21 protein-coding genes are annotated in these 26117 nt (G+C 68.8%); 9 read left to right on the forward strand and 12 right to left on the reverse strand.

Annotated features, from left to right (window positions below):
* Positions 1-8: 8 nt before the first annotated feature.
* Positions 9-1622 (reverse strand): AMP-binding protein, encoded by a 1614-nt coding sequence (locus ACAM54_RS22970; RefSeq protein WP_369649028.1) that lies wholly within the window; start codon positions 1620-1622, stop codon positions 9-11.
* A gap of 86 nt (positions 1623-1708) precedes the next feature.
* Here ACAM54_RS22970 and ACAM54_RS22975 point away from each other — a divergent pair, with 86 nt between their 5' ends.
* The 3 genes from ACAM54_RS22975 to ACAM54_RS22985 all read left to right on the forward strand — a co-directional run bounded on the left by ACAM54_RS22975 (position 1709) and on the right by ACAM54_RS22985 (position 7152).
* Entirely contained in the window at positions 1709-2407 is a 699-nt protein-coding gene (locus ACAM54_RS22975) for a TetR/AcrR family transcriptional regulator (RefSeq protein WP_145739826.1), read from the forward strand.
* Between the two features lie 23 nt (positions 2408-2430).
* Positions 2431-3687 (forward strand): branched-chain amino acid ABC transporter substrate-binding protein, encoded by a 1257-nt coding sequence (locus tag ACAM54_RS22980; RefSeq protein WP_369649029.1) that lies wholly within the window; start codon positions 2431-2433, stop codon positions 3685-3687.
* Between the two features lie 240 nt (positions 3688-3927).
* Positions 3928-7152: a bifunctional cytochrome P450/NADPH--P450 reductase gene (locus ACAM54_RS22985; protein WP_369649030.1), complete on the forward strand. Its 3225-nt coding sequence runs from the start codon at positions 3928-3930 to the stop codon at positions 7150-7152.
* A 12-nt stretch (positions 7153-7164) separates the two neighbouring features.
* Here ACAM54_RS22985 and ACAM54_RS22990 read toward each other — a convergent pair whose 3' ends face one another.
* The 5 genes from ACAM54_RS22990 to ACAM54_RS23010 form a co-directional block, all read right to left on the reverse strand.
* Positions 7165-7938 carry an esterase/lipase family protein gene (locus ACAM54_RS22990; protein ID WP_369649031.1) on the reverse strand — a complete coding sequence of 258 codons (774 nt, stop codon included), beginning with the start codon at positions 7936-7938 and terminating at the stop codon, positions 7165-7167.
* Positions 7939-8024: 86 nt separating this feature from the next.
* Positions 8025-8660, reverse strand: a complete 636-nt coding sequence (locus ACAM54_RS22995) for a TetR/AcrR family transcriptional regulator (RefSeq protein ID WP_369649032.1) — start codon at positions 8658-8660, stop codon at positions 8025-8027.
* Between the two features lie 42 nt (positions 8661-8702).
* A complete protein-coding gene (locus tag ACAM54_RS23000) occupies positions 8703-9215 on the reverse strand; it encodes a phasin family protein (RefSeq protein WP_369649033.1) in 513 nt (170 codons plus the stop codon).
* Between the two features lie 17 nt (positions 9216-9232).
* Positions 9233-9787, reverse strand: coding sequence for a hypothetical protein (locus ACAM54_RS23005; protein WP_369649034.1), 555 nt, complete (start codon positions 9785-9787; stop codon positions 9233-9235).
* 146 nt (positions 9788-9933) lie between these two features.
* The gene (locus ACAM54_RS23010) at positions 9934-11604 is read right to left on the reverse strand and encodes a wax ester/triacylglycerol synthase family O-acyltransferase (protein ID WP_369649035.1); all 1671 of its coding nucleotides are present in this window, start codon (positions 11602-11604) and stop codon (positions 9934-9936) included.
* A 150-nt stretch (positions 11605-11754) separates the two neighbouring features.
* On the opposite strand from ACAM54_RS23010, the gene ACAM54_RS23015 reads away from it, so the two are divergent.
* Together ACAM54_RS23015 and rocF are read left to right on the forward strand one after the other, a co-directional pair.
* On the forward strand, positions 11755-13848 hold the full coding sequence (locus ACAM54_RS23015; RefSeq protein ID WP_369649036.1) for a prolyl oligopeptidase family protein: 2094 nt from the start codon (positions 11755-11757) through the stop codon (positions 13846-13848).
* Complete coding sequence (gene rocF, locus ACAM54_RS23020; RefSeq protein WP_145739810.1) at positions 13845-14768, forward strand: arginase; 924 nt, start codon at positions 13845-13847, stop codon at positions 14766-14768. Before ACAM54_RS23015 ends, rocF begins: the two co-directional genes overlap by 4 nt.
* Positions 14769-14774: 6 nt before the next feature.
* Here rocF and ACAM54_RS23025 read toward each other — a convergent pair whose 3' ends face one another.
* The 4 genes from ACAM54_RS23025 to ACAM54_RS23040 all read right to left on the reverse strand — a co-directional run bounded on the left by ACAM54_RS23025 (position 14775) and on the right by ACAM54_RS23040 (position 18791).
* Complete coding sequence (locus ACAM54_RS23025) at positions 14775-15803, reverse strand: FUSC family protein (RefSeq protein WP_369649037.1); 1029 nt, start codon at positions 15801-15803, stop codon at positions 14775-14777.
* 155 nt (positions 15804-15958) lie between these two features.
* Positions 15959-16660, reverse strand: a complete 702-nt coding sequence (locus tag ACAM54_RS23030) for a DUF2242 domain-containing protein (RefSeq protein WP_369649038.1) — start codon at positions 16658-16660, stop codon at positions 15959-15961.
* Positions 16661-16743: 83 nt separating this feature from the next.
* On the reverse strand, positions 16744-17400 hold the full coding sequence (locus ACAM54_RS23035) for a nucleoside/nucleotide kinase family protein (protein WP_369649039.1): 657 nt from the start codon (positions 17398-17400) through the stop codon (positions 16744-16746).
* Positions 17401-17519: 119 nt separating this feature from the next.
* Positions 17520-18791, reverse strand: coding sequence for a Glu/Leu/Phe/Val dehydrogenase (locus ACAM54_RS23040; protein WP_125965255.1), 1272 nt, complete (start codon positions 18789-18791; stop codon positions 17520-17522).
* A gap of 201 nt (positions 18792-18992) precedes the next feature.
* Here ACAM54_RS23040 and ACAM54_RS23045 point away from each other — a divergent pair, with 201 nt between their 5' ends.
* Positions 18993-19454 (forward strand): hypothetical protein, encoded by a 462-nt coding sequence (locus ACAM54_RS23045; RefSeq protein WP_369649040.1) that lies wholly within the window; start codon positions 18993-18995, stop codon positions 19452-19454.
* A gap of 15 nt (positions 19455-19469) precedes the next feature.
* Here the strand turns inward: ACAM54_RS23045 and ACAM54_RS23050 are convergent, their stop codons facing one another.
* Complete coding sequence (locus ACAM54_RS23050; protein WP_369649041.1) at positions 19470-22442, reverse strand: L-glutamate gamma-semialdehyde dehydrogenase; 2973 nt, start codon at positions 22440-22442, stop codon at positions 19470-19472.
* 88 nt (positions 22443-22530) lie between these two features.
* Between ACAM54_RS23050 and ACAM54_RS23055 the strand changes: the two genes are divergently transcribed.
* Complete coding sequence (locus tag ACAM54_RS23055) at positions 22531-23004, forward strand: Lrp/AsnC ligand binding domain-containing protein (protein WP_369649042.1); 474 nt, start codon at positions 22531-22533, stop codon at positions 23002-23004.
* On the opposite strand, the gene ACAM54_RS23060 is transcribed toward ACAM54_RS23055, so the two are convergent.
* Entirely contained in the window at positions 23001-23687 is a 687-nt protein-coding gene (locus ACAM54_RS23060; protein WP_369649043.1) for a YggS family pyridoxal phosphate-dependent enzyme, read from the reverse strand. The two genes, ACAM54_RS23055 and ACAM54_RS23060, sit on opposite strands and share 4 nt — an antisense overlap.
* Before the next feature lie 51 nt (positions 23688-23738).
* Here ACAM54_RS23060 and ACAM54_RS23065 point away from each other — a divergent pair, with 51 nt between their 5' ends.
* Together ACAM54_RS23065 and ACAM54_RS23070 are read left to right on the forward strand one after the other, a co-directional pair.
* A complete protein-coding gene (locus tag ACAM54_RS23065; protein ID WP_015867574.1) occupies positions 23739-24782 on the forward strand; it encodes a type IV pilus twitching motility protein PilT in 1044 nt (347 codons plus the stop codon).
* Positions 24783-24807: 25 nt separating this feature from the next.
* Complete coding sequence (locus ACAM54_RS23070; protein ID WP_369649044.1) at positions 24808-25944, forward strand: PilT/PilU family type 4a pilus ATPase; 1137 nt, start codon at positions 24808-24810, stop codon at positions 25942-25944.
* The last annotated feature ends 173 nt before the right edge of the window (positions 25945-26117 follow it).

Below are 26117 nucleotides of genomic sequence, written 5' to 3' on the forward strand. Positions count from 1 at the left end.
AGAACCTTTCAGGCTTTGTCTTTCAGCAGGCGCCGCAGCACCTTGCCGGCGCCGGTCGTCGGCAGCGCATCGATGAAGCTCACGGCACGCGGCGCCTTGTAGCTGGCCATGTTGTCGCGCGCCCAGGCCATGAGCGCGTCAGCCTCGAGCGCCGCGCCGGGCTTGCGCACGATGAAGGCCTTGACCACCTCGCCCTTCTCGGCATCGGGCTGCGCGATGACCGCGGCCTGGGCCACCGCGGGGTGCTTGATGAGGATGGTCTCGACCTCTTCCGGGAACACGCTGTAGCCGGAGACCTTGATCATCTCCTTGAAGCGGCCGATGAAGGTGAGATAGCCATCGGCATCGAGCTTGCCCATGTCGCCGGTGTGCACACATCCATTGCGCAGCGTGGCGGCCGTGGCCTCGGGCTTGTTCCAGTAGCCCTTGAAGGAGCCGGGGCTGGCGAGCACGATCTCGCCCACCTCGCCCGCGGGCAGGTCGGCCTGCGTCTCGGGGTCGACGATGCGAATGCGCACGCCCGGCACCGCGACGCCCTGCGTGCCCCAGCGCGGCGCATGGTGCGGCGTGTAGGTGTCGCAGGTGTGGGTTTCGCTGAGCCCGTAGGCGGCCTCGAACGACGTGCAGTTGGGCGCATGCGCGCGCCACTGCGCGGCCAGCGGCTCGGTGAAGGCGATGCCGAAGCTCGTGACCGGATTGCGCCGCAGGCTCGAGAGGTCGAAGCCCGCGATGTCGGGCACCTGCATGCAGGCCACGTTCATCGGCGCGATGCTGTACCACCAGCTCACCTTGTAGCGCGCGATGGCCTGCAGCACCGCGCGCGGATCGAAGCGGTGCAGCAGCACCGACGCCGCGCCACTGAGCACCGGCACGTTCACCCCCATCAGCATGCCGGCGATGTGATAGAGCGGCGCGATGGAAAGCAGCACATCGTCGCCGGCCACGCCGTTGCAATCGGCGGCGGCGCGGGTCTTGAACAGCGCGTTGCCGTAGCTCAGCATCGCGCCCTTGGGCAGCCCGGTGGTGCCGGAGGTGTAGGTCATGAGCGCCACGTCGTCGAGGCCGATGGCCACGGGCTGCGGCGCGCCATCGCCCTGCATCACGGCCAGGAAGTCCTCGCACCCCTCGGGCATGCTGCGCAGGGCGCTGCGCTCCGCGAGCAGTTCTGCGGGAAGGTCGGGCACGGGGTCTTCGGGCAGCAGGTCGGCGTAGTGCACCACGAACACATGCACGAGCGCACTCTGCGGCTGCACCTTGCGCACCACCGGCAGCAGCGGCGCGGCGGCGACGATCACGCGCGCCTGCAGGTCGTTGACCTGGTAGGCCAGCTCGTGCTCCTTGTTGAGCGGGCTGCCCGGGCAGACGATGGCGCCGATCTTCTGGATGCCGAAATGCGCGACCAGGTACTGCGGGCAGTTGTTGAGGAACAGCACCACCGGCTCGCCCTTCTTCACGCCGATGGCCTGCAGCCGCGCCGCGAAGGCGTCGCTCGCGCGGTCGAGCTGCACCCAGCTCATGGCATGGCCGTACCAGATGCAGGCCGGGCGCTCGCCGCGCTCGCGCGCGTGGGCACGCAGGTACTCGTGCAGGGGCTGTTGCGGACGGTCGGGCAATGTCTCCATGGCGTCACTTTCTCAGGGTTATCGATAGCCGGCTGCAGGAGCCAGGCGCTTGCCAATGGGTGCATGGTGCACCAACAATCCTACCCATGGGTATAACTTCCGCGACACGGCACAAACCCTCTGGCAAGGCCGCAACCTCGGCCACCACCACGGCACAGCCGCACCTTCCGCAGGGCACCGGGCGCCAGCGCGCGGCCACGCAGGGCACCGACCTGCAGCGCGAGCGCATCCTGCAGGCGGCGGCGCAGCTCTTTGCGGCGCAGGGCTACGCCAACACCACCATGGCGCAGATCGTGCGTGCGCTGGGCGTGACCAAGCCCTTCGTGTACTACTACTTCCGCGACAAGCAGGAGATCTTCGAAACGCTGTCCTGGCGTCCCGCGGTCGACTGCTTCACCGCGCTCGACTTTGCGGCCGGCGATCCGCGCCGCGCGAGCGAGAAGGTGCTCGAAGGCATCGAGCGCCTGATCCGCGCCACCATTGCGCACCACCCCTGCGCCTTCTTTCCGTACCGCGAGCCGCAGGTGTACCGGCCCGAATACATCGCGGCGCAGAAGAAGCTCGCACATCACTTCTACGACCTGCTGTGCCCGCTGCTCGAGGAGGCGCGCCGCGACGGCGACCTGGACTTCGCCGAGACCAAGATCACCGCATTGGCGGCTTGCAGCCTGCCCGGTTTCCTCTACAGCTGGTACCGGCCGAACGGGCGCCTCTCGCCCGACGAGGTGGCGGCCGAGCTCACGAAGCTCGCGAGCCGGGTGATCGGCCTGCGCACCCAACACTGACCACAAGAAACTAGAGACAAACCATGAAGTACAAGCATGCGCCTCTGGCGCCGATCGCCCTCGCCTGCCTGCTGGCCGTTGCCGGAAGCGCCCAGGCCCAGCAGCCCACCTACAAGATCGCCTACATCGACCCGCTCTCGGGGCCGTTCGCGAACGTGGGCGAACTGATGCTGACGCACACGCAGTACGCCATCGAGGAGATCAACGCCAAGGGCGGCGTGCTCGGCGGCACGAAGCTGCAGCTGCTGCAGTTCGACAGCAAGCTCTCGGCGCAGGAAAGCCAGAGCGCGCTGCAGGCGGCCATCGACCAGGGCGCCAGGGCCATCGTCACGGGGGGATCGGGCTCCTCGGTAGTGACCGCGCTCGTTCAATCGGTGGCGCGCTGGAACCAGCGCAACCCGGGCAAGGAGCTGCTCGTGCTGAACCATTCCTCGATCGACCCCGAGATGACGGGCAAGGGCTGCAGCTTCTGGCACTTCCAGACCGAGGCCAACACGGCGATGAAGATGAAGGCACTGGCCAACTACATCAAGAAGACGCCCGACGTGAAGAAGGTCTACCTGCTGAACCAGGACTATGCCCACGGCAAGCAGTGGGCGAGCTACGGCAGGCAGCTGGTGGGGCTGGCGCGGCCCGACGTGCAGTTCGTCGGCGAAACGCTGCATCCGATCGGCCGGGTGAAGGACTTCTCGCCCTACATCGCGAACATCAAGCAAAGCGGTGCCGACTCGGTCATCACCGGCAACTGGGGCCAGGACATGACGCTGCTGCTCAAGGCCGCGGGCGATGCCGGCTACAACCTGCGCTACTTCAACCACAGCGCGGGCTCGGTGCCGGGCACGGTGCTGGCGGTGTCGCAGGCCAAACTCGGGCAGCTGACCTGGGTCGCCGAGTGGCATCCGGGGCAGGCCGACACGCCGCGCGCCGACGCGCTGGCCAAGGCCTACAAGGCCAAGACGGGCAAGGACTTCCTCGCGCCGCGCATCGACTTCACGCCGCGCCTGCTGGCCGCCGCGATCAACAAGGCCGGCTCGACCGACACGGTGAAGGTGGCGCGTGCGCTCGAGGACATGAGCTACGACTCGGTGGTGGGGCCGATCCGCATGCGCGCCGAGGACCACCAGCTGCTGCTGCCGCAGGTGGTCAACACCATTGCGCCGGTCGATGGCAAGAGCGTGAAGGTGGGCTGGGAAGGCACGAACTACGGCTTCCGGACGGACGCTGTCTACACGGGCAACGAGCTGGCACAGGGCTCCGAATGCAAGATGGTTCGGCCTTGAGGGCTTTTGCTTGCTGTTGCGGCTGAAGTCCTTCGGGGCGCGTGCACAGATCACCGGGTACTCCCCTCCGCGAATGTCCCCCCGTCGGCGGGAGCGCGCCCTGAATCAGCGGCGCCCCGAACAAAGGCACTGAACCAGCCTAAGGGAAACCCCGTCCTGCCCCCCACCGGTGCCCTCGGGATACTCCGGGTCACACGCCGGAATCTCCGAAGCGGGTCCACTCCAAAGGCACAGCACCCCATGGCAGGCAAAAACTCGCTCTACCCGATCCCGCACCCCGCGAAGAAGCCGTTCGTCGGCAACCTGCTGTCGATCGGCTCCGACTCCCCCGTGCTCGACATGTGGAAGATCGCGCAGGACCTCGGCGGCATCTACTGGCTCGACATGCCGGGCATGCCGGTGATCGTGGTGTCATCGCCCGCGCTGGTCGACGAGCTCTGCGAAGAGGCGCGCTTCGACAAGAGCACGCGCGGCGCGCTGCGCCGGCTGCGCGCGGCATCGCACGGGCTCTTCACCTCCGACACGCACGAGGAGACCTGGTCGAAGCCGCACAACATCCTGCTGGCCAACTTCAGCCAGCGCGCCATGCAGGCCTACCACCCGATGATGCTGGACATCGCGGGCCAGCTGGTCACCAAGTGGGAGCGCCTGAACTTCGACGAAGAGGTGGACGTGGTACGCGACATGACCGCGCTCACGCTCGACACCATCGGCCTGTGCGGCTTCGGCTACCGCTTCAATTCCTTCTACCGCGAGGGCTTCCATCCCTTCGTCGATGCGATGGTGCGCACGCTGGAAACGGTGCAGAACCGCCGCGGCCTCCCGCTGGAAGAGTTCATGCTCAAGAAGGAACTCGCCCAGCAGCGCAAGGACATCCGCTTCATGCACAAGATGGTGGAAGACATCATCCAGGAGCGCCGCGCGAGCGGGGCCGACATCGCCACCAAGCCCGACCTGCTGAGCTACATGATCGCGGGCGTCGACAAGAAAAGCGGCGAGAAGCTCACCGACAAGATGATCCGCGACGAGTGCATCGAATTCCTCATCGCGGGGCACGAGACCACCAGCGGCCTGCTCTCGTTCGCGATCTACTTCCTGCTGAAGAACCCCGAGGCGCTGGCCAAGGCGCAGGCCGAGGTCGACAGCGTGTTCGGCGGCGACACCACGCAAAAGCCCACCTACGCGCAGGTCAACCGGCTGCAGTACGTGATGCAGGTGCTGAAGGAATCGCTGCGCCTGTACCCGACCGCGCCCGCGATCTCGATGCGCGCCAAGGAAGACACCAAGATCGGCGGCCAGTACACGATCAAGAAGAACAACATGGTCATCATGCATGCGCTGGCGCTGCATCGCGACAAGGGCATCTGGGGCGAGGATGCCGACCAGTTCAACCCCGACCACTTCAGCCGCGAGGCCGAGCGCGAGCGGCCGGTGAATGCCTTCAAGCCCTTCGGCAACGGGCAGCGCGCCTGCATCGGCCGCCAGTTCGCATTGCAGGAAGCGGTGCTCACGCTGGGCATGATCCTGCAGCGCTTCAACCTGGTCGATCACACGGGCTACAAGCTCAGGATCAAGGAAGCGCTCACGATCAAGCCGGAGAATTTCAGGATCAAGGCGCTGCTGCGCGACCCGGCCTCGCGTCCACGCGGCAACGGGGAAGCAGCAGCAACAGCCACGCCAGCGACCTCGGCAAAACCCGCCGCGCGCAAGCCGCAGGCGGCGCGCCACGGCACCTCGCTGCTGGTGCTGCAGGGCTCCAACCTCGGCACGGCCGAAGACCTGGCGCGCCAGCTGGCCGAGGCCGGCGAGCTGCGCGGCTTCTCCACGCAGGTGGCTTCGCTCGACGACTACGCCGAGCGGCTGCCCGCCAACGGCGCCGTCGCCATCGTCTGCGCCTCGTACAACGGCATGGCGCCCGACAACGCCGCCGAGTTCCATCGCTGGCTCGACAAGGCCGACGACTCGCTCAACGGTGTGCGCTTCAGCGTCTTCGGCTGCGGCAACACCGACTGGGCCGCCACCTACCAGGCCGTGCCGCGGCGCATCGACGAGCGGCTGGAGGCGCTCGGCGCCGCGCGCGTGCATCCGCGCGGCGAAGGCGACGCACGCGAGGACATGGACGGCGCCTTCCAGGACTGGAGCGATGCGCTCTGGCCCGAACTGGTGAAGGCCTTCGGCATCCAGTCCGGCGCCGACACGCCCGCCGAGGCCGAGCCGCTCTACACGCTCGAGGAACTGCCGCCGCCGCAGAAGAACGCGCTCGTCGATGCGCTGGGCGCGGTGGCCCTGCGCGTGATCGAGAACCGCGAGCTGCAGAGCCCCGGCAACACCGGCGAAGCGGGGCGCTCCACGCGCCACGTCGAGCTGATGCTGCCCGAAGGCGTGAACTACCGCGCCGGCGACCACCTGAGCGTGGTGCCGCGCAACAGCCCGGCGCAGGTGGAGCGCGCGATGGCGCGCTTCGGATTCGACCGCTCCGCGCATGTGCGGCTGCATGCCGAGCCGGGCCGCAAGACGGCCCTGCCGGTCGACCAGGTGATCGCGGTCGACCGCCTGCTCGGCGACTATGTCGAGCTGCAGGACGTGGCCACGCGCAAGCAGATCGCCACGCTCGCGGCGTACACCGAGTGCCCGGTCACCAAGCCGAAGCTCGCCGCGCTCTCGGGCAGCGACGAAGCCTCGCAGGCGGCCTACAGGGCCGAGGTGCTGCACAAGCGAAAGTCGCTGCTCGACCTGCTCGAGGCACACCGCGCCTGCCAGCTGCCGTTCGCGGTGTTCCTCGAAATGCTGTCGCCGCTCTCGCCGCGCTACTACTCGATCTCGTCCTCGCCGGCGATGACGCCGGGGCGCTGCAGCGTCACCGTGGGCGTGGTGAGCGCGCCGGCGCTCTCGGGCAACGGCACCTTCGAGGGCGTTTGCTCCAACTACCTGGCGCGCGCCGAAGCGGGCGATACGGTGCATGGCGTGATCCGCGAGACCACGGCCGAGGGCTTCCGCCTGCCCGAGGATGCGCAGCGCCCGCTCGTCATGATTGGACCCGGCACCGGCCTCGCGCCGTTCCGCGGCTTTTTGCAGGAGCGCGCGGCGCAGGCCGAGCGCGGCCAGGCGCTGGGCGATGCGATGCTGTTCTTCGGCTGTCGCCATCCCGAGCAGGATTTCATCTATGCCGAAGAGCTCGAGGCCTGGTCGCACCGCGGCCTGATGAAGCTGCACACGGCGTTCTCGCGCGCGGGCGAACGCAAGGTCTATGTGCAGGACCTGATCCGCGAGCAGGGCGCGGCCGTGTGGAAGCTGCTCGAAGCCGGCGCGGTGATCTATGTGTGCGGCGACGGGTCGCGCATGGAGCCCGACGTGCGGCGCACGCTGGCCGACCTGGCGCGCGAGCATGGCCATGACGGCGCGGCGTGGATGGACCGGATGATTGCCGACCAGCGCTACGTGCTCGACGTCTGGGCGGGGGCCTGACCCCGCCGGAACTCAGGCCTTGCGGCTCGGATCGGGATAGACCAGCGGCCCGAGCAGCCCGCGGTTGAACGGCTTCCACCCGCCCTGCGGCTGCGCAAGCCGGTCGGCCACCGCATAGAGCACCGCCGGATGCGCGCCCAGCCCCAGGTGGCTCGCGACCACCTCGATGTTTTCTGCCTGCGGACCCGGCTTCTCGAGGCTGCAGCGCCAGGCGACCACGCCATCGGTGCGGCTGAAGATCGAGGTCGTGGGCACCGGCGGCGTGGGCTGCACGAACTTCATGCGGCGCGGGTCATGCGAGCTCTGGCCGCTCACGCCCTCGTACACGCGCCATGCGTTGGTGGCGCGCGGGCTGCCGGAGAACGGACTGCCCAGGGTGATGACGTTGCGCACCAGTTCCGGCTGCGCCGACGCCAGCAGCCGCGCATAGACGCCGCCCAGGCTCCAGCCGATCAGGCTGACCTTCTGCCCGCTCTTTTCGGCGAGCGACTTCAGCAGCGCGAGCATGCCGTCCTCCACGCCTTCGCGCGGCCCGAAGTTGCGGCCCAGGCCCCAGCCGTGCGCGTCGTAGCCGCGGCTGCACAGGTAGCGGCGCAGCACCAGCGTCGAGCCGTCGCCCGCCACGAGGCCAGGCAGCACGAGCACCGGATGCCCGTCGCCGCGCGGCGCGAGCTGCAGCAGCGGCCACATCGCGATGCCGGCGCCCGTTTCCCAGAGTGCGCGCGCTTCGGCCAGCAGCAGCAGGCTCGACGGCGCCGCGATGGGGTCTCGGGTGGCGGTGGTCATGAGGACGGCTTTCCTTTCTGTTCTTTGTTCTGTAGGACGAGCATGGCGAACCAAAGTTTCACCGCCCCGCCGGACAACAGCGATCTTTATCCGAGGTATTTGCCCCGCAGGTAATCAAGGTAAGCCCTCGATTCGCTCGAAACATACGGCGAAATCAAGGTCAGCGTGTAGAAAGCCGCCAATCCCGGGTCGGCCTGCGCGAGCGCGTCGCGCCCCGGCACCAGGCGTTCGAACGAGAGCCAGCAGGTGGTGGTGAAAACCATCTGCAAGGCGAGGATGCGCGCCTGCTCGGCGCTGGTCTCGATCACGCCCGAGGCCACCAGCCCTTCGCAGAGCGCCTGGGCGGCCAGCAGGTTCTGCGCGGTGAGCGCCTGCGCGCGCTGCCCGAGCGCGGGGTATTCGCTGGCCAGGAAAGCCATGTCGCGGTAGATGAACCGGTACTGGTCGATGGCCTCGAAGCGCAGGTGCAGCGCGAGCCAGAGGTCGTCGATGGCGGTGATCGAACCCGCGGAGCCGTCGAGCACTTCGAGCCGCTGCTCGAAGCGCCGGAACAGCCACTCGACGATCAGCTGCTTGGCCTTGAAGTGATAGTGCAGGTTGCCCGGACTGATGCCGAGCTCGGCCGCGATCTTGTGCGTGGACACGGCCGCCAGGCCTTGCGCATTGAACAGCGCGAGGCTGGCCTGCAGGATGCGGTCGCGCGTGGTGTTGGAACTGGCCACAACCGGCTGGTGCTGCTGCGTGCTTCGCTGGGCTGCTGGCGCTCAGCGCTTGCCGCTGCCGCGCGGGCCGGCGTTCTTGGGCTCAAGTTGCGCGAGGCGCTCGCGCAGCCGGATCACTTCTTCACGCAGTGCCTGCACCTCTTCTGCGCTGGGCATGCCCAGCCGCTGCAGGGCGGTGGCCACGCGCTGGTCGAACACGTCCTCGAACTTGCGCAGGCCGAAGCTGTCGAGGCTCGGAAAGCCACGGGGAACCGCGGCCTTGGCACCCGCCGGATCGAACTTGCCCTGGCCGATGCCCAGCAGCCCCTCGATCACGTTGGCCTGGCGCTTGGCGACGTCGTCGCGCACGTTGCCGAGCACCTTGAGGCCGGCGCGCAGCAGGCCTTCGGCGCCGATGGCCTGCTTGCCCGGCGCAGCGTCCGGTGCGGCGGCCGCCGTTTTCTTCTTCGGTGCCGCGGCCTTCTTCCCGGCTGCGGGCACCTTCCTGGCAGGCTTCGCAGGCGCCGCCGCCCTCTTCTTCCTGGAATCGTCCGTCGGATCGGGGCGGGTCGCCATGCGTTGTTGCTCCAGGGTCAGGCCGCCTTGCGGGCGGCGGTGCGGCGAACCGGCTTCTTGGCGGCAGCGGCCTTGGCCTTCACGCTGCGCACGGGCCTGGCTTCTTCGGTGCCGCTCACGCGCACTTCGATCTGCCTTGCACCTTCAGCGACCTTGTCGGCGATCTGCACCGACACGTTGGCGATCGGCTGGTTCAGGGCATTCAGCGTCTTGACCACAGAGGTGACGACCGGCGATTCGACGCGCGCCACGCGGCCGGCCACGGTTTCGATGCCGCTCGCGGTGCCCGCCGCGACGCGGTCCATCACCGAGACGATGCGGCCGGTGTCGATGTCCAGGCGGTTGGCCAGGAAGCCGTTGATCTTTTCCTGCGCGCCGATCAGGTTGGCCTTGACCTGCTCGCTCACCAGCGGAATCTGGCGGCTGCCCAGGAACTCGCTGTAGCGCGAGGCAGCGCCGCCGAGCAGGCGATGGACGCCGGCGCGGTAGGCACCCACCAGGGTCTTGCCGGCGTCGTTGTACTGGCCGATGACGTGGATGGCGGCGGAAGAGAAGGAAGCTTGCGTGGTCATGTGGATGTCCTGGAAGTTGATCGAATAACGGGATTCACGGGAATCGCGATGAAGTGATCTTCTTCCAGAGTGCCTAGGCCTGGAAAGCTAGAACGGTCGGAAAACTAGTCCAACTGCCCCAATTTTCCGGCCCTCGCGCCTGCCGATCATGCCGCAGCGGCCGCCCTGGCGCGCTTGGGGGGCGCCGCGGGCTTGCGCGGTGCCGCCTTGGGAGCGGCGGCCTTGGCCGGCGTTTTCCTGGCGGCGGTCTTGGCGGCCGGTGCCTTGGCGGCGGGGGCTTTTGCTGCCGGCGGCTTCTTCGCGGCGGCCTTTTTTGCAACCGGCCTGGGCGCCGCCTTCACGGCGGGGGCGGGCTCGGGAGCCGCCGCTGCCTTCGCGGGCGCCGCGCCCGCCGCCGCCGGGTGCGTCTGCGTCAGGCCCAGCAGCAGCTGGTGCTCGGCCAGCATGTAGTCCCCGATCTCGGTGATGTCGGGCACGGCCCGGCGACAGGCGATGAGGCCGTAGTCCATGCGCCCGTTGTAGCTCTGCACCGTGACGTTGAGGGCGGTGCCGTGGCTGGCGATCGACACCGGGTAGTAGCTGGTGACCAGCGCGCCCGCAAAGTACATCGGGAACGGCGCGCCCGCCACGTTGGAAATGGCCACGTTGGCGGCCGGCGGCAGCAGGTTCACCAGGCCCGAGCGGCCCACCATCGAGGCGATGCCCGACACCAGCCAGGGCGCGGCAAAGGTCGGAAAGTCGTCGAGGATCACCGCCTTGAAGCGGTTCATGGTCGACTTCGAGCTGTTCGACGATGCGTTGATGGCCTTCAGCCGCTGCACCGGGTCGGTGATGTCGGTGGCCAGGCTCACGAGGATCATGCTGGCCTGGTTGTTGGCCGTGTCGTCGCCCGCTTCGCGCAGGCTCACGGGCACGCCGGCCACCAGCGGCTTGGCCGGCAGCTCGTTGTTGTCGGCCAGGTAGTGGCGCAGCGCGCCGGCCACCGTGGCCATCACCACGTCGTTGAGCGACACGCCGAAATGCTTCGCGATGTGCTTGGTCTCGGCCAGCGAGATGGTGCGGCCCGCGAAGGTGCGCTGGTTGGTGATCGACACGTTCAGCGAGGTGCGCGGCGCAAACAGGTTGAACTTCTTCGGCGCGGTGGCGGCGTCCTTCTCGGCCGCTTTTTCGTCGGGCCTGGCGAGGCCGCCGAGCGCGCGCGCAATGGCCGGCGCCATCTTGAAGAGCTTCACGTACTGCTGCGCCGTGTTGCGCAGCGCCGCGGTCGCGAGCTCGGCCATGCCGAGCTGGTAGCCGCTGCTGCGCGGACGCGCGCGCGGCGGCTTGACCACGCGGCCGGTGGGCTCGAGGTCGAAGATGGCCTTGCCGAGCGCCACGCCGGCCTGCCCGTCGATGCCCGCGTGGTGCACCTTGGTGTAGAGCGCCACCTGGCCGCTCTTCAGGCCGTCGATGATGAAGAACTCCCACATCGGCCGGCTGCGGTCGAGCAAGGTGGAATGCAGGCGCGCCACGTATTGCTGCAGCTGCCGGTTGGTGCCGGGCCTGGGCAGCGTGATGTGGCGCACGTGGTAGTCGAGGTCGATGTCGTCGTCGGCCACCCACACCGGGTTGGTCATGTCGAAGGGCATCAGCGCGAGCTTGCGCGTGAACACGTCGGCCAGGTGGATGCGGCTGGCCATGAACTGCTTGGCGTCTTCGTAGAAGTCGCCCTTGTAGCCCTTGGGCAGGTCGAGCACGTTGAGCGAGCCGACGTGCATCGGCATCTCCGGGGTTTCCAGGTGCAGGAAGGTGGCATCAAGACCGCTCAGGTGCTTCATGTGTCGTGTCTCCTTGTGTTCGCCAGGCGCCGTCCGGCAGGATACCCGTGGGAGCCCCGCGCATCGAGGCCAAACAGCCGAACGCGGGTTTTTCACTAGGGCCGGTTGACGCTATGAATTCAATAGCTTTGGCCGACCCTGCCGGCAGGCATGCCTTTCTTCACGGCGGATTCGTACACTGCGCCCATGACATCCACCGCTTCCACGCAGACCGACGAGCACCAGTGGCTCGAAGACATCGACGGCGCCGAGCAGCTAGCATGGGCCCGCCAGCACAACGCGAAGACCGTGCAGCGCTACGCGCAATCGCCCGCCTTCGAGCGCATGGAGCAGGGCATCCTCGAAGTGCTCGATTCCGAGGCCCGCATTCCGATGGTGCGCAAGATCGGCCCGCTGTTCTACAACTTCTGGCGCGACAAGAAGAATCCCAAGGGCCTGTGGCGGCGCACCACGCTGGCCGAATACCGCAAGCCCCAGCCCGACTGGGAAACCGTGCTCGACCTCGACGCGCTCGCCGAGGCCGACAAGGAAAACTGGGTCTGGCACGGCGCCGACTGCCTGCAGCCCGGCTACAAGCGCTGCCTGGTCTCGCTCTCGCGCGGCGGCGCCGACGCGAACGTGGTGCGCGAGTTCGACCTCGAACTCAAGCAGTTCGTCGCCAGCGGCTTCACGCTGCCCGAGGCCAAGAGCAACGTGGCGTGGAAAGACATCGACCATCTCTACGTGGCCACCGATTTCGGCCCCGGCTCGATGACCAGTTCGAGCTACCCGCGCATCGTGAAGGAATGGAAGCGCGGCACGCCGCTGGAAAGCGCGGCGACGGTCTACGAGGGCGGCGCGGACGACATGACGGCCAGCGCCTGGCGCGACAACACGCCGGGCTTCGAACGCGACTTCGTCTCGCGCCAGATGGACTTCTACGACAGCGAGACCTGGCTGCGCACGAGCGACGGCCGGCTGGCGAAGATCGACGTGCCCGACGACGCCAGCACCGAGGTCACGCGCGAGTGGATGCTGGTCGAGCCGCGCAGCCCCTGGACCGTGGGCGGCGCCACCTACAGGCCGGGCTCGCTGCTGGCGGCGCGCTTCGACGACTACATGGCCGGCCAGCGCGAGATCACCGTGCTGTTCGAGCCCGACGACACCACCGCGCTCGACGACCATTCGTGGACCCGCCACCACCTGATCCTCAACGTGATGCACGACGTGGTGAACCGGCTCGAGGTGCTCACGCCGGAGGCCGGCTCGAAGGAATGGAAGCGCGAGAGCCTGGGCGGCGCGCCCGAGCTCTCGACCATCGCGGCCGGCGGTGTCGACGAAGACGAGAGCGACGACTACTTCCTGACCGTGAGCGGCTTCCTGCAGCCGACCACGCTCTACGTCGGCACCATCGGCCGCGGCGAGCCCGAGCCGCTGAAGGACAGCCCCGCCTTCTTCGACGCCTCGCGCTATCGCGTGAGCCAGCATTTCGCCACCTCGAAGGACGGCACGCGCGTGCCCTACTTCGAAATCGCCCCGAAGAACCTGCAGGCCAACGGCAGGAACCCCACGCTGCAATACGCCTACGGGGGTTTCGAGATCTCGCTGCAGCCGAGCTACAGCGGCGCCATCGGCCGCGCATGGCTCGAACGGGGCGGCGTCTACGTGGTCGCCAACATCCGCGGCGGCGGTGAGTACGGGCCGCGCTGGCACCAGGCCGCGCTGCAGCACGACCGCCTGCGCACCTGCGAGGACTTCGCCGCGGTGTCGGAGCACCTCATCGCGCGCAACATCACCTCGCCGCGGCACCTGGGCGCCATGGGCGGCAGCAACGGCGGGCTGCTGATGGGCAACATGCTCACGCTCTACCCCCGGCTCTATGGCGCCATCGTGAGCGAGGTGGCGCTGCTCGACATGAAGCGCTACACCCACCTGTCGGCCGGCGCCTCGTGGATCGCCGAATACGGCGACCCCGACCAGCCGGAAGAATGGGCCTGGATCCAGGCCTTCTCGCCCTACGAGAACGCGAAGCCCGGCCAGCCCTATCCGCCGGCGCTCTTCACCACGTCGACGCGCGACGACCGCGTGGGCCCGGTGCATGCGCGCAAGATGCATGCGAAGCTGGCCGCCATGGGCTACGACAGCAGCTTCTACGAGAACATGGAAGGCGGCCACAGCGCAGCCACCGACAACAAGGAGGCGGCCTTCATGGACGCCCTGGGCTACGCCTACCTGTGGGAGCACATCGGACGGACATCGACATGAGCAACGACCATGGCACCACCCTCGAACTGATCGGCGCGCCCACCGACGTCGGCGCCAGCGTGCGCGGCGCCGGCATGGGCCCCGATGCGCTGCGCGTGGCCGGGCTGCCGGAGGCGCTCGCGCGGCAGGGCTTCGCCGTGATCGACCGCGGCAACCTCGCGGGCCCCGCCACCCCATGGACCGCGCCGGCCAACGGCCTGCGCCACCTCGACGAGGTGATTGCCTGGAACCGCTCCGTCTATGCCGCCGTCGACACCGCCCTGGGCACCGGCCACGTGCCGCTCATGATGGGCGGCGACCATTGCCTGGCGATCGGCTCGATCAGCGCCGTGGCCTGGCATGCGCGCAAGAGGGGCAAGAAACTGCGCGTGCTGTGGCTCGACGCGCACTCCGACGTCAACACCGAAAGCACCAGCCCGAGCGGCAACCTGCACGGCATGCCCGTGTCCTGCCTGCTGGGCCACGGGCCGGCGGCGCTCACCGGCTGGAGCGGCGAACGCGCGGCGCTGGAGCACGACGCCATCCGCTTCATCGGCATCCGCAGCGTCGACGAGGACGAGAAGGACGCCATCCGCACGCTTGGCCTGCACGTGTTCGACATGCGCCACATCGACGAGCACGGCATGCGCACCACCATGACCGAGGCGCTGCAGGACGTGGACGAGGACACCCACCTGCACGTGAGCTTCGACCTCGACTGCCTCGACCCCGGCATCGCGCCCGGCGTGGGCACCGGCGTGCGCGGCGGCCCGACCTACCGGGAGATGCAGCTGTGCATGGAAATGGTCGCCGACACACGCCGCCTCGGCTCGGTCGACGTGGTGGAGCTCAACCCCGCGCTCGACGTGCGCAACCAGACTGCCGAAGTGGCGGTGGAACTGATCGAGAGCCTGTTCGGAAAGTCGACGCTGGTGCGCTGAGCGGCTTCAGGCCGCGGCCGCCACGCAGCGCTGCATGCGCTGCAGGTCTTCGAGCAGCAGGCACGCCGGCGCCGCCAGCAGCAAGGCAGGCGAGGTGCCCGGCGCCTCATGCCGCCGTGCGACCTGCGCAAGCTTGGCAAGTTCGGGCGTGCCCTGGCCTTCGAGCGCATCGGCCATGGCGGCGAGTGCGGCGGCCGCGGCCCGGGCGGTGTCCTGCCATGCGGGATCGCCGGACGGCGCGCGGCGCAGCATGCGTTCGAGCATGGCGGCATCCTGGAAGATCCGCGCCGCGAGCCGCGCCTTGCTGCGGCAGGACTGCGCCGCCGGCACGGCAGCACCGCGGCGCCACCAGCGGGCTTCCAGGTCGGCACTGCCCGCGAGCACCGCCAGCCGCGCGAGCGCCGCGCGCGCCGCAGCGTTGGCGCGCTCGGCCTCGGACTCGGCAGGCAGCCCGGCAGCGCCGCCGCTGTCCAGCGCGGCCAGGCGCCTGGCCATGCCGCGCAGCAATGCGGCACAACCCGCATCGAAGCGCGGACCCGCGCGGTATTCCGACGCAATGACGGAAACCGCGAGCGCCACGCCCACGCCCACGCCGATCTGCACCATGCGCAGCAGCGCCACCTGGAGCGGCGAGTGGCCGGGAATGGCGCTGGCCGAGAGGATGATCAGCGCGGCCACGGGCGCACTGCGCAAGCCCGGCAATGCGGCGCCGGCAAAAGCCAGCAGCATGACGGTGGCCAGCGTGGTCGCGAGCACCGGCGCGCCCAGGTGCTGCAGGTAGACCCCCGCGAGTCCGCAGAGCGCGCCAGCGGCCGTGCCGCGCACGCGCTCCCATCCGGCATCGAGCGTGGCGCCGGCGCTCGGCCGCATGACGATCAGCACGCTCATCACGGCCCAGAAGCTTTCGGGCAGCCGCATCGCCACGGCCACCCCCCAGGCCAGCGCCACCGCGGCCGCGAGCTGCGCGCCCGCGCGCCAGCGGCCCTCGCGCCAGAAGCCGCCGATGCGCTGCAGGGCCGGCGCCATCGGCATCATCGCGGCCGAGCCTCGCCCGGCGAAGGCTCGCCGATGGCGCGGGCCAAGGCGGCCTCGCGCGAGGCACACTGCGCCGCGTCGGGGGAATCGATTTTGGAAGCCATGCCAGATCATAAGACACGTCTTACGATTTGGCGATCCGCCAGCGCGGCGGCTCAACCCGGGTTCGGCACCGGCTTCACGGGAAAGGTGAGGGCTGGCGCCGCGGGCGCCGGTGGCGCAGAGGGTCGTGGCATTTCAGGCGCCACGCTCGGCACATCGGGCTCTTCGCCGCCCTGGCCTTCGAGGAAGCGGTCGAGCAGCGCGAAGAAGCGGTCGTAGAACAGCTCGTCGGTGAGCGTTTCGCTGGCCACCTTGACCATCGCGTCGTCGCTGCCGGCAAAGGGCAGCGAGAGCGAACCGAAGGCGCCCACACCCACGCTGGCCGAGCTGTTGACCTTCTTGATGCCGTAGCGGTCCTGCAGCGCGGTCGCGAAGGCCACGGTGCTGCGCTTGCCGGCCTTGCCGCCCTCGCGCGCGCACACCACGCGGAACTCGACCTCCACATGCACCTCGGACGCCGGCTGGAAGCTCTTGCGCCCCGTCACCAGGTCGGCGTTGGCCGCGCTGATCATGTAGCCCTGGCTCAGCAGCGCGCGGCGCGCGGCCTCGCAGGTCTGGGCTTCGGTGGCGGCGTAGGTGCGCGTGTGGGTGGTGGTGGAGTCGAACTCCTCGGTCTCGTACGACACGCGGCGCGCGCCATTGCTGCCACAGCCGGCAAGCACCAGCAGGGACGCGAGGCCGAGGACCAGGAGAGGCGTACGGAGGACGGAAAAGGCGGGAGAAAAGGCGAAGGAGGCAGGGCGGGGCATGGTCATGGAGCGGCGAATCCTAACCGGCGTGTGCGCCGGCGAAGCTTCGAGCATGCCCGGGCGCCGGTGTTCCCCGCCGCCGCGAATTTTCAGGACCAGCGCAGCAGGTGGTGCGCCCGCCCGCGGGTGGCGGCAATCACGCGTGCGTTGGGCGCATCGGTGGCGTCCACCCAGGCGCGCGCGGCCTCGGCGCTGCGGCCGAATTGCTGGTGGCGCTTCAGCAGGCGCTCTTCGCGCACGGCATCGTCGATGTCGACGTACCAGGCTTCGTCGAGCATGGCCGCCGCGCCGGCCCACGGGCCGTCGTCGTGCAGCAGGTAGTTGCCTTCGGTGATGACCAATTGGGTCTGCGGCAGCACCGCGATCGCGCCGGCGATGGGCTCCTCGATCTCGCGGCGGAATTCGGGCGCGTAGACGATCGGGTCGTCCGGCCCCTGCGTGCGCAGCCGCTGCAGCAGCGCCACATAGCCGGCGCTGTCGAAGGTGTCCGGGGCGCCCTTGCGGCCCGCGCGTCCGAGCCGTTGCAGCTCGACGTTGGCCAGGTGGAAGCCGTCCATCGGCACGACCTGCGCGCGCCCGGCACCCACGGCCCGCAGCAGCGCCAGCGCGAGCGTGGACTTGCCCGCCCCAGGTGCGCCGACCAGCCCCAGCAGCTTGCGCCGCCCGTCGGCCATCAGCGCCTGCAGGCGGGCAAGGGCGTCGGTGGGAAGAGCAGGAAGGTCACTTGGCGAAAGAGCAGCTGTCATGCCGCCAAGGGTATCAAAGGCCCGTTCCAGGAACACCGCGGAACCGGCTTTGCCGGACCGCAGGTGTTGCCCCCTTGAGGGGGAGGCGGCTACACGAAGTGAGCCGCTTCGGGGGAGGGTCAGGGATACAAACCGCGTTCCTGGCGGGCCATCAGGATGCGCTCGCAGGCCACCGCATACGTCGCGGTGCGCAGCGTGATCTTGTGCCTGTCGGCCGTGTCCCAGATCTGGTTGAGCGCCTTCATCATGATGCGGTCGAGGCGCACGTTGATTTCGTCCTCGTCCCAGAAGAAGGACGAGAAGTCCTGCACCCATTCGAAGTACGAGACCGTCACGCCGCCGGCGTTGCAGATCACGTCGGGCACCACCAGCACGCCGCGCTCGGCCAGGATGTCGTCGGCCGTGGGCACCGTGGGGCCGTTGGCGCCTTCGAGCACCAGCTTGGCACTGGTCTTCTGCGCGCGCTCGGCGGTGATCTGGCCTTCGAGCGCGGCGGGGATCAGGATGTCGCAGGCCACCTCCCAGAAGGCTTCGTTGGGCACCACCTCGCCGCCCTTGAAGGCGACGACGCCTTCCTTGTTGGCCACCGGGATCAGCGTCGCGAGGTCGAGGCCGTTGGTGTTGACGATGGTGCCGGTGTGGTCCTGCACCGCGACGATCTTGGCGCCCGCTTCGGCAAAGAGCTCGGCCGCGACCGAACCCACGTTGCCGAAGCCCTGCACCGCGATGCGCGCGCCGCGCAGGTCCATGCCGAGGCGGCGCGCCGCTTCGCGGCCGGTGACGAACACGCCGCGGCCCGTGGCCTTGACGCGGCCCAGCGAGCCGCCCAGGTGCAGCGGCTTGCCCGTGACCACGCCGGTGGCGGTGCCGCCGACGTTCATCGAGTAGGTGTCCATCATCCACGCCATGATCTGCGCGTTGGTGTTGACGTCGGGCGCGGGAATGTCGGTGTGCGGGCCGATGATGATGCCGATCTCGCTGGTGTAGCGGCGCGTGACCTTCTCGAGCTCCTGCAGCGAGAGCTTCTTCGGATCGACGCGGATGCCGCCCTTGGCGCCACCGTACGGCAGGTTGACGGCGGCCGTCTTGATGGTCATCCAGGCCGACAGCGCCATCACTTCTTCGAGCGTGACGTCGGGGTGGAAGCGCACGCCGCCCTTGCCCGGGCCGCGGCTCATGTTGTGCTGCACGCGGTAGCCCTCGAAGTGGGCGATGGTGCCGTCGTCCATTTCGATCGGCACGTCCACGATCAGCGCGCGCTTGGGGCGCTTGAGCGTCTCGACCCAGCGGGCCAGCGGGCCGAGGTACGGCACCACGCGGTCGACCTGCGAGAGGTAGGTGCCCCAGGGGCTGTTGGCGGTCGGATTGACGAAGGAGAGCTTTTCACTCATGGGAGATCCCTTGGTTGGAATGGATGGCCGCAACGATAGACCTCTCGCGCCCGCCGCGCCATGTCTTATGCGCGCCGCGATGACGGTTATGCAAGAGAGGTTGGGCCGAACATGACAAAACGGTCATCGCCGGGTCATCGGCACTCGAACTGCGGTTTCTAGAGTGGGGGCCACCAACCACCGATCGAAAGGACCCATTCCATGACCCGCTCCTGCACCCGCCTCCTGGCCACCGCCGCCGTCTCGTCGCTGCTGGGCCTGGCCTCCGCGCCGAGCCTGGCCGGCAACTATGCGGAGGGCGATCCGCGGCCCGTGCCGTTCAGCTCGTCCACCACGCGCGCCGCCGTCTCGGCCGACGCCCGGCAGTGGCTCGCGGGCGCGCCTACGCAAGGCTATGCCGAAGGCTCGCCGCAGCCCGAGCCGCGCGTGTCGGCAAACAGCCGCGCGGCCGTGGCCGCGGACACGCAGCTCTGGATCCGCTCCGGCCTGGCCGCGCGGCAGTACGGCGAAGCGGGCGCCGATCCGTCGAGCCCCGCCTACCGGCAAGCCGCCGCCGAATATGCGCGGCTGCGCACCAGCCCGGCCTACGGCGCGCTGATCGACCAGTTCAAGAGCCGGTCATCGTCCGCACGCGCCGAAGAAGACGGCAATCCCCTGCGCTGAGGACGAACGGCGGCCTCAGGCCACCGCGCTTAGCAGCGCCGCGTTGCCGCCGGCCGCCGTGGTATTGACCGTGACCGTCTGCTCGGCACAGAAGCGGTACAGGTAGTGCGGCCCGCCGGCCTTGGGCCCGGTGCCGCTCAGACCTTCGCCGCCGAAGGGCTGCACGCCGACCACCGCGCCGATGATGTTGCGGTTCACGTAGATGTTGCCCACGTGCGCACGCGCCGCGAGCGCCTGCGCACGCGAGTCGATGCGGGTCTGGAGGCCGAGAGTGAGGCCGTAGCCGAGCGCGTTGATGCGATCGATCACCTCGGCGGGATCGCTCAGGTCGCCCGTGCCCCAGCGCGCGATCTGCAGCACCGGGCCGAAGATTTCGCTGGTCACGCTGTCGATGGAGGGCACCTCGTAGGCTTGCGGCGCGATCAGTTGGCCCTCGGCTGAAGAAGAAACCGGCGCAAGCAGCCGCCTGGCTTCCGAATCCAGCCGCTTCAGGTGGCGCCGGATGTTGTCGGCCGCCTCGCCGTCGATCACCGGCCCCACGTCGGTCGACAGCAGGGCCGGGTCGCCGGCGGCCAGTTCCCCGGCCGCGCCGCGGATCATCTCGATCACCGCGTCGGCGATGCCCTCGTGCAGCACCAGGAGGCGCAGCGCAGAGCAGCGCTGGCCGGCCGAACGGAACGCGCTCTGCACCACGGCATCGACCACCTGCTCGGGCAGCGCGCTCGAATCGACCAGCATCGCGTTGATGCCGCCGGTCTCTGCGATCAGCGGCACGATCGGGCCGTCCTTGGCGGCGAGCGCGCGGTGGATGATGCGCGCCACCTGGGTCGAGCCGGTGAACACCACGCCCGCCACGCCCGGCGCCGCCACCAGCGCGGCGCCCACCGTTTCGCCGGGGCCGTGCAGCAGCTGCAGCGCATCGGCCGGCACGCCGGCTGCGTGCAGCAGCTTCACGGCTTCGAGCGCGATGGCCGGCGTCTGCTCGGCCGGCTTGGCCAGCACCGTGTTGCCGGTGGCCAGCGCGGCCGCCACCTGCCCCGCGAAGATCGCGAGCGGAAAATTCCATGGGCTGATGCACACCCAGGGACCGCGCGCCGTGAGCCGCAGCTCGTTGCTCTCGCCCGTGGGGCCGGGCAGCGCCACCGGCTGCATGATGCGTTCGGCCTCGTCGGCGTAGTAGCGCAGGAAGTCGACGGCTTCGCGCACTTCAGCCACCGCGTCGCCCCAGGTCTTGAAGGCTTCCTTGACCAGCAGCGCGCAGAAGCGCGGCAGCTCGCGCTGCAGCGCGTCGGCGGCCTGGCGCAGCATGGCGGCGCGCGTCTCGACCGGCGTCTTGCGCCAGCTGCGGAAAGCGGCGGCGCTGGCGGCAACGGCCTTGGGCGCGCTCGCAACATCGAACAGTTCGACAGCAGGCACCGCGGTGGTCTCCAGGGCCGCGAGCAGCGGCGCACGCATCGGCTCGACGGCAAGGTCCACGCCTTCGCTGTTGCGCCGCGCCGGCGCCGGACCGTAGAGCGCCGGCGGCAGCGGCAAGGCGGGGTTCGATGGCTCCAGCCAGAGCGGCGACATCAGCAGTTCGGCGATGTCCACCTGCTCGTCGCCGAGCTGGTTCACGAAGGACGAGTTGGCGCCGTTTTCCAGGAGGCGCCGCACGAGGTAGGCGAGCAGGTCCTTGTGCTGGCCCACCGGCGCATATACGCGTACCGGGGCTGTGGTGCTCTTCATCACCTCGCGGTAGACGCCCTCGCCCATGCCATGCAGGCGCTGCAGCTCGAAGGGCGCCCCGGCGGCCTCGGCCATCTGCAGGATGGCGGCGATGGTGCCCGCGTTGTGGGTGGCGAACTGCGGATAGACCGCATCGGGCGCCGACAGCAGCGCGCGCGCGCAGGCCAGGTAGCTCACGTCGCTGTGGTGCTTGTGCGTGAAGACCGGGTAGTGCGGCAGGCCGAGCTCCTGGGCCCGCTTGATCTCGGCGTCCCAGTAGGCGCCCTTCACGAGCCGGCACATCAGCCGCAGCTTGTGGCGGCGCGCCACCGCCGTGACGTGCGCGATGAGCTCCAGCGCGCGCGTCTGGTAGGCCTGCAGCGCCAGGCCGAAGCCGCGCCACTGCGGCCGTTCGGCAGCCACGCGCGCGGCCAGCGCCTCGAACACGTCGAGCGAAAGCTCGAGCCTGTCAACCTCTTCGGCATCGATGGTGAGGTTGAGATTGGCATCGGCTGCGAGCTCGCACAGCCGCCACACGCGCGGCACCAGCTCGCGCAGCACGCGCTCGCGCTGCGCGTCTTCATAGCGCGGATGCAGCGCGCTGAGCTTGATGGAGATGCCGTCGTTGTGCTCGGGCCCGCGCGCCGCATCCGCACCGGCCGCAATGGCGCCGATGGCCTGCGTGTAGCTGTCGAGGTAGCGCAGCGCATCGGCGTCGGTGCGCGCGCCCTCGCCGAGCATGTCGTAGCTGAAGCGCAGCGCGCCCTGCCGGCGGTGCGCCGAGCGGGCCTCGTCCATGGCTTCGGCGATGGTCTGGCCCAGCACGAACTGGCGCCCCAGCAATTGCACCGCGCGCAGCGTGGCGGCCACCACCGTGCGCGCGCCGAGCTTGGCCATGAGGCCGGGCGGGTGGTCGCCTTCGGGCAGGAATTTCTTCGACATCGCGATCGCGGCGGACGAAAGCCGCGACAGCGTGGAATCGGCCGTGCCCTCGAAATCGGCCCGGCCCAGCTGGTCGGCCGTGAGCGCGACGGCCGTGGCGGCGTCGGGCACGCGAAGCAGCGCCTCGGCCAGGCGCATCAGCGCGAGGCCCTCGGCGCTGGAAATCGGGTACTCGCGCAGCAGGCTTTCCATGGCCCAGAACGGCGGCGGATGGCGGCGCACCGCCTCCACCCAGGGCGTGGCGGCGGCGGCGGCGGCGCTCCAGTCGAGCGCGCCTTCGAGCGAGGCGAGCCGGTGCGAGACGACATCGGCTTCAGGGCGGTAAGGGATGGGCAGGTGCATGGCAGTTCCTTGGTTCTATCCCCTATGGTCTTTGGATATAGACCGAATCTTTTGCCAAAAAATATGGACTCGACCGGATAATTCACCAATGCTCGACCTGGACCTGGATCGCATCGATCTCCGGCTGCTGAAGATTCTTCAGGAAGACGGCCGCATCACCAACCTCAAGCTGGCCGAGATGGTGGCGCTATCACCCACCGCCGTGCTGGCGCGGGTGCAGCGGCTCACGCGCGACGGTTTCATCCAGGGCTACGAGGCGCGGCTCGATCCGCACAAGCTCGGGCGCGGGCTCACGGTGTTCGTCGAGATCCTGCTCGACCGCACCACGCCCAACGTGTTCGACCAGTTCAAGGCGGCCGTACAGGTGCGCGACGAGATCATGGAATGCCACATGGTCGCGGGCGGCTTCGACTACCTGCTCAAGACCCGCATGGCCGACATGGCGGCCTACCGCGAGTTCGCCGGCACGGTGCTGTGGCAACTGCCGGGCGTGCGGGAGACGCGGACCTACGCGGTGATGGAAGAAATCAAGAGCAGCGCGCGGCTGCCGCTGGGCATCTAGCGGCGGCCGAAGATCGCGGTGCCGATGCGCACCATCGTGCTGCCGGCGCTGACGGCCGCCTCGAGGTCGGCGCTCATGCCCAGCGAGAGGGTGTCGAGTTCGATGCCGGCGGCGCGGATGGCGTCATACACGGTGCGGGCACGCAGGCAGAGTTCGCGCTGCGCCGCGAAATCCGGCGCCGGTTCGGGAATGGCCATGAGCCCGCGCAGCCGCAAATGTGGCAACGCCGCCACAGCGCGCGCGAGCGGCAGCGCCTCTTCGGGCGGCACGCCGGACTTGTTGGCGCCGCCGTCCACGTTGACCTGCAGGCACACCTGGAGCGGCGGCAGATGCGCCGGCCGCTGCGCCGAAAGGCGCTCGGCGATCTTGATCCGGTCGATGCCGTGCACCCAGTCGAAATGCTCGGCCACGGGCCGCGTCTTGTTGCTCTGCAGAGGGCCGATGCAGTGCCATTCGAGTTCCGCGCGCAGCTCCGACAGCGCGGCGATCTTGTCCAGCCCCTCCTGCACATAGTTCTCGCCGAAGGCCCGCTGCCCCGCCGCATGGGCCTCGCGCACGGCCTCGGGCCCGAAGGTCTTGGACACCGCCAGCAGCCGGACTTCGGCCGGGTTGCGCCCATGTTCGGCGCAGGCCTTTGCGATCCGGTTCTTTACTTGCTGGAGGTCGTCGCCAATCATCGTCATAATCTTCCAAAATCGTATCAAAACGTCACCGAACTCGAGCCGAGGACCCCCGTGGACATTACCCAGTTGCTGGCATTCAGCGTCAAGAACAAAGCCTCCGACCTGCATCTGTCGGCCGGCCTGCCGCCGATGATCCGCGTCCACGGCGACGTGCGGCGCATCAACGTCGATGCGCTCGACCACAAGTCGGTGCACGCCATGGTGTACGACATCATGAGCGACACGCACCGCAAGCACTATGAAGAGTTCCTGGAGGTCGACTTCTCGTTCGAGATCGACGGCCTGGCGCGCTTCCGCGTGAATGCGTTCAACCAGGCGCGCGGCGCGGCCGCGGTGTTCCGGACCATTCCCTCGAAGATCCTCACGCTGGAGCAGCTCAACGCGCCCAAGATTTTCGCGGAACTGGCGCTCAAGCCGCGCGGGCTGGTGCTGGTGACCGGGCCCACCGGCTCGGGCAAGTCCACCACCCTGGCCGCGATGGTCAATTACCTCAACGAAAACGAGTACGGCCACATCCTCACGGTGGAAGACCCGATCGAATTCGTGCACGAATCCAAGAAGTGCCTGATCAACCAGCGCGAGGTCGGGCCGATGACGCTGTCGTTCTCCAACGCGCTGCGCTCGGCGCTGCGCGAAGACCCGGACGCCATCCTGGTGGGCGAGCTGCGCGACCTCGAAACCATCCGCCTGGCCATGACCGCGGCCGAGACGGGCCACCTTGTGTTCGGCACGCTGCACACCTCGTCGGCCGCCAAGACCATCGACCGGATCATCGACGTGTTCCCGGGCGAGGAAAAGGAAATGATCCGCGCCATGCTGTCGGAGTCGCTGCAGGCCGTGATCTCACAGACGCTGTGCAAGACCAAGGACGGCCAGGGCCGCGTGGCGGCGCACGAGATCATGCTGGGCACGCCGGCCATCCGCAACCTGATCCGCGAGGCCAAGGTGGCGCAGATGTATTCGGCCATCCAGACCGGCCAGGGCGCGGGCATGCAGACGCTGGACCAGAACCTGACCGACCTCGTTCGCCGCAATGCCATTTCGGCCGCCGAAGCGCGCGGAAAAGCCAAGATCCCCGAGAATTTCCCAGGCTGATCCCAGCCCTTCGGAGTACCGACACATGGAACGCGATCAAGCCAGCCAGTTCATCAACGACCTGCTCAAGCTCATGGTGAGCCGCAACGGCAGCGACTTGTTCATCACCGCCGACTTCCCGCCCGCGATCAAGGTCGATGGCAAGGTCACCAAGGTGTCGCAGCAGGCGCTGGGGGCGCAGCACACGCTGGCGCTCACGCGCTCGATCATGAACGACCGCCAGACGGCCGAGTTCGAGCGCACCAAGGAATGCAACTTCGCGATCTCGCCCACCGGCATCGGCCGCTTCCGCGTGAACGCGTTCGTGCAGCAGGGCAAGGTCGGCATGGTGCTGCGGACCATCCCGGCCAAGCTGCCGACCATCGACGGCCTGGGCATGCCGCAGGTGCTGAAGGACGTGTCCATGACCAAGCGCGGCCTCACCATCCTGGTGGGCGCCACGGGCTCGGGCAAGTCGACCACGCTGGCGGCCATGATCGACTGGCGCAACGAAAATTCCTACGGCCACATCGTGACGGTGGAAGACCCGGTCGAGTTCGTGCACCCGCACAAGAACTGCGTGGTCACGCAGCGCGAAGTGGGCATCGACACCGACAGCTGGGAAGCCGCGCTCAAGAACACGCTGCGCCAGGCGCCGGACGTGATCCTGATGGGCGAAATCCGCGACCGCGAGACCATGGAGCATGCCGTGGCCTTTGCCGAAACCGGCCACCTCTGCATGGCCACGCTGCACGCCAACAGCGCCAACCAGGCCCTGGACCGGATCATCAACTTCTTCCCCGAGGAACGCCGCGCCCAGCTCCTGATGGACCTGTCGCTGAACCTGCGCTCGCTGATCTCGCAGCGCCTGGTGCCCACCGAGGACGGCCAGGGCCGCGTGGCGGCGGTGGAAGTGCTGCTGAACACGCCCCTCATTTCGGACCTGATCTTCAAGGGCGAAGTGGGCGAGATCAAGGAGATCATGCGCAAGAGCCGCAACCTTGGCATGCAGACCTTCGACCAGGCGCTGTTCGACCTGTTCGAGAGCCACTCGATCACCTTCGAGGACGCCATCCGCAACGCCGACTCGGCCAACGACCTGCGCCTGCAGATCAAGCTCAACAGCCAGCGCGCGCGCAGCACCGACCTGTCGGCCGGCACGGAGCATTTCGCGATCGTATAGACGCCCCCCGAAGCGCCTTCGGCGCCCCGTGTCCGCGCCTGAGGCACGGGCTCTTCGGCCCGTCCAAGCCCGCGCAGGCGGGCTTGGAGCCGCGGGCGCTCAGCCCCCACTGGGGGGCGCACCCGGCGGCCCGGCAAAGCCGGTTCCGCGGGTGCACTGGAACGAGATGCTTG

It is taken from the genome of Variovorax sp. V93 (assembly GCF_041154485.1).
Taxonomy (GTDB): domain Bacteria; phylum Pseudomonadota; class Gammaproteobacteria; order Burkholderiales; family Burkholderiaceae_C; genus Variovorax; species Variovorax beijingensis_A.

Excerpts from the sequence above, each read along its gene's own strand:
- ACAM54_RS22970 (WP_369649028.1), bottom strand. The coding sequence starts at position 1,622 with ATGGAGACATTGCCCGACCGTCCGCAACAGCCCCTGCACGAGTACCTG.
- ACAM54_RS22975 (WP_145739826.1), top strand. The coding sequence starts at position 1,709 with ATGGGTATAACTTCCGCGACACGGCACAAACCCTCTGGCAAGGCCGCA.
- ACAM54_RS22980 (WP_369649029.1), top strand. The coding sequence starts at position 2,431 with ATGAAGTACAAGCATGCGCCTCTGGCGCCGATCGCCCTCGCCTGCCTG.
- ACAM54_RS22985 (WP_369649030.1), top strand. The coding sequence starts at position 3,928 with ATGGCAGGCAAAAACTCGCTCTACCCGATCCCGCACCCCGCGAAGAAG.
- ACAM54_RS22990 (WP_369649031.1), bottom strand. The coding sequence starts at position 7,938 with ATGACCACCGCCACCCGAGACCCCATCGCGGCGCCGTCGAGCCTGCTG.
- ACAM54_RS23000 (WP_369649033.1), bottom strand. The coding sequence starts at position 9,215 with ATGGCGACCCGCCCCGATCCGACGGACGATTCCAGGAAGAAGAGGGCG.
- ACAM54_RS23005 (WP_369649034.1), bottom strand. The coding sequence starts at position 9,787 with ATGACCACGCAAGCTTCCTTCTCTTCCGCCGCCATCCACGTCATCGGC.
- ACAM54_RS23010 (WP_369649035.1), bottom strand. The coding sequence starts at position 11,604 with ATGAAGCACCTGAGCGGTCTTGATGCCACCTTCCTGCACCTGGAAACC.
- ACAM54_RS23015 (WP_369649036.1), top strand. The coding sequence starts at position 11,755 with ATGCCTTTCTTCACGGCGGATTCGTACACTGCGCCCATGACATCCACC.
- rocF (WP_145739810.1), top strand. The coding sequence starts at position 13,845 with ATGAGCAACGACCATGGCACCACCCTCGAACTGATCGGCGCGCCCACC.
- ACAM54_RS23025 (WP_369649037.1), bottom strand. The coding sequence starts at position 15,803 with ATGATGCCGATGGCGCCGGCCCTGCAGCGCATCGGCGGCTTCTGGCGC.
- ACAM54_RS23030 (WP_369649038.1), bottom strand. The coding sequence starts at position 16,660 with ATGACCATGCCCCGCCCTGCCTCCTTCGCCTTTTCTCCCGCCTTTTCC.
- ACAM54_RS23035 (WP_369649039.1), bottom strand. The coding sequence starts at position 17,400 with ATGACAGCTGCTCTTTCGCCAAGTGACCTTCCTGCTCTTCCCACCGAC.
- ACAM54_RS23040 (WP_125965255.1), bottom strand. The coding sequence starts at position 18,791 with ATGAGTGAAAAGCTCTCCTTCGTCAATCCGACCGCCAACAGCCCCTGG.
- ACAM54_RS23045 (WP_369649040.1), top strand. The coding sequence starts at position 18,993 with ATGACCCGCTCCTGCACCCGCCTCCTGGCCACCGCCGCCGTCTCGTCG.
- ACAM54_RS23050 (WP_369649041.1), bottom strand. The coding sequence starts at position 22,442 with ATGCACCTGCCCATCCCTTACCGCCCTGAAGCCGATGTCGTCTCGCAC.
- ACAM54_RS23055 (WP_369649042.1), top strand. The coding sequence starts at position 22,531 with ATGCTCGACCTGGACCTGGATCGCATCGATCTCCGGCTGCTGAAGATT.
- ACAM54_RS23060 (WP_369649043.1), bottom strand. The coding sequence starts at position 23,687 with ATGACGATGATTGGCGACGACCTCCAGCAAGTAAAGAACCGGATCGCA.
- ACAM54_RS23070 (WP_369649044.1), top strand. The coding sequence starts at position 24,808 with ATGGAACGCGATCAAGCCAGCCAGTTCATCAACGACCTGCTCAAGCTC.